The sequence below is a fragment of the Streptomyces sp. NPDC002754 genome (assembly GCF_053592315.1).
In genome coordinates this window covers 1-6,477 of sequence record NZ_JBSFVM010000071.1, presented here as the reverse complement: position 1 = coordinate 6,477, position 6,477 = coordinate 1, and the positions used below count along the sequence as shown (strand labels likewise).

At 70.7% G+C, this 6,477-nt stretch carries 1 protein-coding gene; it reads right to left on the bottom strand.

What is annotated here, in order from left to right:
• The coding region (locus tag ACWD2L_RS40700; RefSeq protein WP_451193763.1) for an amino acid adenylation domain-containing protein at nt 1–6,477 on the bottom strand (6,477 nt) is incomplete at both ends.

Below are 6,477 nucleotides of genomic sequence, written 5' to 3'. Positions count from 1 at the left end.
ACGCCACCACCAGAGCCGCACCGGAGCACAGCGCCATCAACACCTCGGACACCGCCGCATCGAAACCGATCGACGCGAACTGCAACACCCGCGAGCCCGGCTCCACCGCGAACCGCTCGATCTGCGCCGCCACCAGGTTCAGCGCCCCGCCGTGGGTCGCCGCCACACCCTTCGGCACACCCGTCGAACCCGACGTATAGATCACATACGCCACTTCCACCGATGTCACCGTCACCGTCGGCGGGCTCGTCGGCAGCTCGTCCAACTGTGCCTGCAGCTGCGAATCGTCGAGCCACACAACCGGCACGCCGCTCAGCGCTTCGGCCAGGCCCTCGGTCGCCGAGTGGTCCGCCACCACGAGCTGCACACTGCCGTCGCCGAGCATGAACTGCACGCGCTCGCCGGGCAGTTGGCGGTCGATCGGCAGGTACGCCGCTCCCGCCTTCCACACCCCGAGGATCGCCGTCACCAACTCGGCCCCGCGCGGCAGGCACACGCCCACCACCGTCTGCGGGCCCACACCCATCCCACGCAGCCAGTGCGCCAGCCGATTCGCCGCCGCGTCCAATTCGCCGTAGGACAGCTCGACCCCGTCGGCCACCACTGCCACCGCGTCCGGTGCGGCGTCCACCCGTTGGCCGAAGAGCTCGATGACGGTGTCCGCCGGGCCTGCGGCCGCGGTGTCACTCCATCCGACGAGCACCTGGTCCCGTTCAGCCGCGTCAATGACGTCGACCGCATGCAGCCGCACGTCGGGCGCCGCCGTCACGTGTTCCAGCACCCGGGCGAACCAGCTCGTCAGGCGTTCGGCGGTCTCCACCTCGAACAGGTCCGCCGACGCGATCAGCGATCCCCGCAGCCCGGCCGGACGGCCTTCCTCGTCCAGCACCTCCGCCAGCGACACATCGAAGTCGAACTTCACCGACGCAGTGGACACACCGGCCGCCGGCTCCCCGGCACCGACACGGGCACCGGCCACCTCCAGCCTGGCGCCGTCGGTGTTCTGCAGCGTCAGCATCACCTGGAACAGCGGGTGCCGGGACAGTGAACGCTCCGGCGCCAGCTCCTCCACCAGCCGCTCGAACGGCACATCCTGATGCGCCAGCGCCCCGAGGCTCGCCTCCCGAACCCGTCCCAGCACCTGACGGAACTCCGGATCACCGGACAGATCCGTCCGCACCACCAGCGTGTTCACGAAGAACCCGACGAGATCGTCCAACGCCTCGTCGGTACGTCCCGCGATCGCGGAACCAATCGGCACATCGGTCCCCGCACCGAGCCGTGACAGCGTCACCGCCAGCGCGGCCTGCAGGATCATGAACACCGTCACGCCCTCGGCACGCGCGAGGTCCACCACCCGCTGGTGCACCTCGGCCGGCACCCGCAACGGCACCCGATGCCCCACATGTGTCGCCACCGCGGGACGCGGCCGGTCGACCGGCAGGGCGATCTCCTCCGGTGCTCCGGTCAACTCCTGCCGCCAGTACTCCACCTGCTCCGACAACAGGCTGTCCGGGTCGGACTCCTCCCCCAGCAACTCCCGTTGCCACAACGCATAATCCGCGTACTGCACCGGCAACGGCTCCCACACCGGCGCCTCGCCCTGCGACCGCGCCGCATACGCGACCGACAGGTCCCGTGCCAACGGAGCGGTAGACCAACCGTCGCCGGCGATGTGATGCACCACCACGACGAGCACCCGCTCGTCCGGCCCGGCCTCGAACAGCCACGCCCGGATCGGCAGCTCCGCCGACAGATCGAACGTGTGCTGCGTAGCCTGCCGCACGGCGTCGGCCAGTTCCGCGGGTGTCACCGGCTCGACCCGCAGGTCCCCGTGCGGTTCCCGGGCATCGAGGATCCGCTGGTAGGGCTCGCCGTTCACCGCCGGGAACAGTGTGCGCAGCGACTCATGCCGGGCGATCACATCTCTCAGCGCCGCACCCAGCGCGGCGACGTCCACCTCGCCGGTCAGTGACACGACCATGGGGATGTTGTACGTCGGGCTCGGTCCCTCCAACTGGCCCAGGAACCACAACCGTCGCTGCGCGAACGACAACGGCACCCGCTCCGGACGTGTCTCCGCAGCCCGCAGCGGTGTCCGAGCCTGCGCCGCCTCGGCCAACCGCGTCGCGAGACCGGCCACCGTCGGTGCCTCGAAGAGCGCCCTCAGCGGCAGCTCGACACCCAGAATCGTGCGGATCCGCGACACCAGCCGGGCGGCCAGCAGCGAGTGTCCGCCCAACCGGAAGAAGTCGTCGTCGACCCCCACCGACTCCAGCGCCAGCACCTCCGCGAACACCCCGCACAGGATCTCCTCCTGCACCGTGGCCGGCGCGCGGCGCTCGGACACACCCATGGCCGCGTAGTCGGGAGCGGGCAGGGCCGAGCGGTCCACCTTTCCGTTCACGGTCAGCGGGAAGCGTTCGAGCAGCACCACCGTCGAGGGCACCAGATGGGCGGGCAGCGTCTCGGCCACCGACTCCAGCAGGGACTCCGCCGATGTGTCCGCGTCCTCGGTGAGCGCCGCGTAGGCCACCAGCCTCTTGTCGCCCGGGACGTCCTCGCGGACGATCACCTCGGCCCGGCCCACCGCCGGATGCCCGGCGAGCGCGCTCCGGACCTCGCCCAGCTCGATCCGCATTCCGCGGATCTTCACCTGCTGATCCACCCGGCCCACGAACGACAGCACGCCGTCCTGGCGCCATACTGCCTGGTCGCCGGTCCGGTACATCCGCTCCCCGGGCTCGAACGGGCAGGCGACGAAGCGCTCGGCGGTGAATCCCGGCCGTCCCACATACCCGCGGGCCAGCCCGGCTCCGGTCGTGTACAGCTCACCGGGCACACCCACCGGCACCGGGTTCAGCGACGCGTCCAGAACGTAGACCCGGCTGGCCGCCACGGGACTCCCGATGGGCACACCGCGCCCGTCTCCCGGGCCGGCCACCGGGTGTGTCGTGGTGAACACCGTGCATTCGGTCGGGCCGTACACGTTCGTCAGCGCGGTCCGCGGCAGTTCGCCCGTCACACGGTCGCAGTGCGCGGGAGAGAGCACGTCACCGCCGGCCCACACCTGACGCAGACCGGCGAGGACCTGAAGGTCGGCGTCCACCACCTCGTGGAACAGCCCGGCCGTCAGCCACGCGGTGGACACCCGGTGAGCGGACACGAAGTCGCCGAGCTCCGCCACCGACAGCTCGCCCTGCTCCGGAAGCGCCAGTGTCGCGCCGTTCAGCAGCGCACCCCAGACCTCCAGGGTGCTCGCGTCGAACGACACCGAGGCCAGCTGGCTCACCACGTCCCCCGCGGCCACACCCACATGCCGCGCCACCCGGTCGACGCCCTGGTGCAGGATGACCACGCCCTTGGGCACACCGGTGGACCCGGAGGTATAGATGATCTGCACCGGATGCTCGGGGCGCAGCTGACGCGACAGCGGGCCACCGTCAAGACCGGCGAGTTCGTGGGCCGTGGCGGGATCGTCCAGCTCCACCACCGGCACATCGAGTCCCTCGAAGGCGGCGCGCGCGGATCCGGTGGCCACCACCGCGACGGCCGCGGAGTCGGACAGCATGAACGAGATCCGCTCGGCCGGATATTCAGTGTTGACCGGTACGTATGCGCCGCCCGCCTTGAGAATCCCCAGCCATGCCACGATCAGCTCGGCGCCGCCGTCCACGGCCACGGCGACCGCCGCCTCCGGTCCCACTCCCAGGCCGGACAGATGCCGTCCGAGGCGGTTGGCACGCTCGTCCAGCTCCGCGAAACTCAGTGTGAACCCGGACCCCACCAGCGCCGGCGCGCCCGGCGTCCGCGCGACCTGCGCCTCGAACAGATCCGGGACCGACCTCAGTGCCCCTTCGACCGCGGTGTCGTTCCACTCGACGAGCGCCTGGTCGCGCTCCCTCGAATCCAGGACGGCCACCGCGGTCAGCGAGGTGTCCGGGCCACCGTCCAGCACCGTCGCGAGTTCGTCGACCACGCTCGCCAGGGCGGTGCGGAGCGAACGGCCCACCACCTGTGGGTCGATGCCATCGGCCGCCAGCAGGCTCACGCTCATTCCGGCGCCGCCGAAGTCGTTGACCGAGACCGTCACCGGGTAGTTGGTGCGCTCCCGGACGAGAACGTTGCGGATGCCTTCCATCGGCCGCCGGCCGGTCTGCTCCCCACCGGTCGGGGCTTCGGAAGTGCCGGTGATATGCCGGTAGTTGAACAGCGAGGTGAACAGCGGGGTGTCGCCCGCGATCCCGCTGGCCTGCTGCGCCACCGCCAGTGGAGCGTGCTCGTGCTCCAGCAGTCCCGCCAGCTGCTCCCGCATCCCCTCGACCGCTGCCCGCACTCCGACCCTGCCGGTCCGTACCCGTACCGGCAGGGTGTTCATGAACGGGCCCAGCACCCGGTCAGCTCCTGCGCCGGCGTTCATCCGGCCGAACAGCACCGTGCCGAACACCACGTCGTCACGCCCGGACAGCACCTCCAGGACCCGCGCCCAGGCCACGTGCAGCACGGTTGCAGGGCTGACCCCCAACTCCCGTGCCACACGCCGCAGTCCGTCGGTTTCATCGGCGGCAAAGGGCACGACCGCCTCGGTCACCCCGCTGCCGTCACCGCGTACGTCGAGCACCCCGTACGGGACGGTCGGCTCGGTGACATCACCGAGCAGCTCGGCGAAGTACCGCTCGTGCTCGGCCCGGGGCACGGCACGCGTCTGCGCCACGAAGTTCCGGAACGGCATCGCCGGCGCCAGCTCGTGCGCGTTGCCCGTGAGCACCGCCCGCAATTCTTGCAGCAGTACGTCCATGCCCAGGTGGTCCTGGAGCAGGTGATGCATCCGTACGACGGCCAGCCACCGGCCCCCGGACACCTCGGCCGCATGCACGTCCAGCAGGGGGGCGCGGTCAAGGTTCAGCACTGCCCCTGCGAGGGCGATCAAGCGCTCCGACGCACTGGCAGGCTCGTCCGCTTCGGCATCCAAAGCGTGCTCTACGAACGGCAGTTGAGCCCGCCGCCACACCACCTGAACCGGCTCGCGCAGCCCCTCCCACACGACACCCGTGCGGTAGATGTCGTGCCGGTCCACGACCTGCTGAAGCGCTCCGACGAAAGCGTCCAGCCGGGTCCGGGTGTCGAACTCAACGACGCGCGCCGTCAGGTAGACGTCGCCCCCTTCGTCGGCCATCAGGTGGTGGAAGAACATGCCCTCCTGCAACGGCGCCAGCGGATAGACGTCCGCGACGTTCGACGCTCCGCCGTCGACCGCCGCGACCACCCGGTCGATCTCCTGCTGCGACAGCTCGACCAGCGGCAGCATCTCCGGCGTGATCCGCTCCGCGCCGACCGGGATCGGATTGTCCGGCACGTCCACTGATCCGACGCCCGTGGCCCTGGCAAGCCCGGCCGGCGTCGACGCCTCGAACAGCGCCCGCACCGACACCGACACACCACGGGCCCGCAGCCGCTCCACCAACGACACCGCCAACAGCGAGTGTCCGCCCAGCCGGAAGAAGTCGTCGTCGAGGCCCACCGATTCCAGACCCAGAACGTCCGCGAAGGCCGCGCAGAGGATCTCCTCCTGTACGGTCGCCGGGCCCCGGCCGCCACTCGCGGCATACTCCGGCACCGGAAGCGCCCTGCGGTCGAGCTTGCCGTTGGCGGTCAGCGGCAACTCGTCCAGCGTCACAAAGGCAGTCGGGACCATGTACTCCGGCAGCCGCGACGCCACCACGTCCCGCAGGGCATCCGTGTCGAGCCCTGCGTCCGCGGCCACCACGTAGGCGACCAGGCGCTTGTCGCCGGGCGGGTCCTGGCGGGCGATCACCGCGGCCTGCGCCACCTCGGCACGGGCTTCCAGCACAGCCTCGATCTCGCCCGGCTCGATCCGGAAACCACGGATCTTCACCTGCTCATCGGCGCGGCCGGCGAAGACCAGTTGACCGTCCGGGGTCCACTTGGCCACGTCCCCGGTCCGGTACATCCGTTCACCGGACGCCCCGAAGGGGCAGGCCACGAACCGCTCACCCGTCAGACCGGGCCGACCCACATACCCGCGCGCAAGCTGCGTCCCGCCGATATACAGCTCCCCGGCCACTCCTACGGGCACCGGCTGCAACGTCTCGTCCAGCGCATACAGACGGGTATTGGCGATCGGCCGGCCGAACGGCACCGGGCCCTGCCGATCCGCGTCGACCACCTCGGCAGCCACCATCACCGTCGCCTCGGTCGGCCCATACGTGTTCACCAACCGGCGCCCCGCAGACCACGCCCGCGCCGCCGACTCGCCAATCGCCTCGGCACCCACCAGCAGGGTCTCCACCTGCGACAGGTCCTGCGGCTCCAACACCCCGAGCAGAGACGGCACCACACTCGCCGCCCGCACCCCGGACATCTCCGCCAGCCGCCGCGGCTCCTCCCGCTGCTCCTCCGACGCCACCCACAACGTCGCACCCGACGACAACGCCACCGCCACATCCAACACCGACG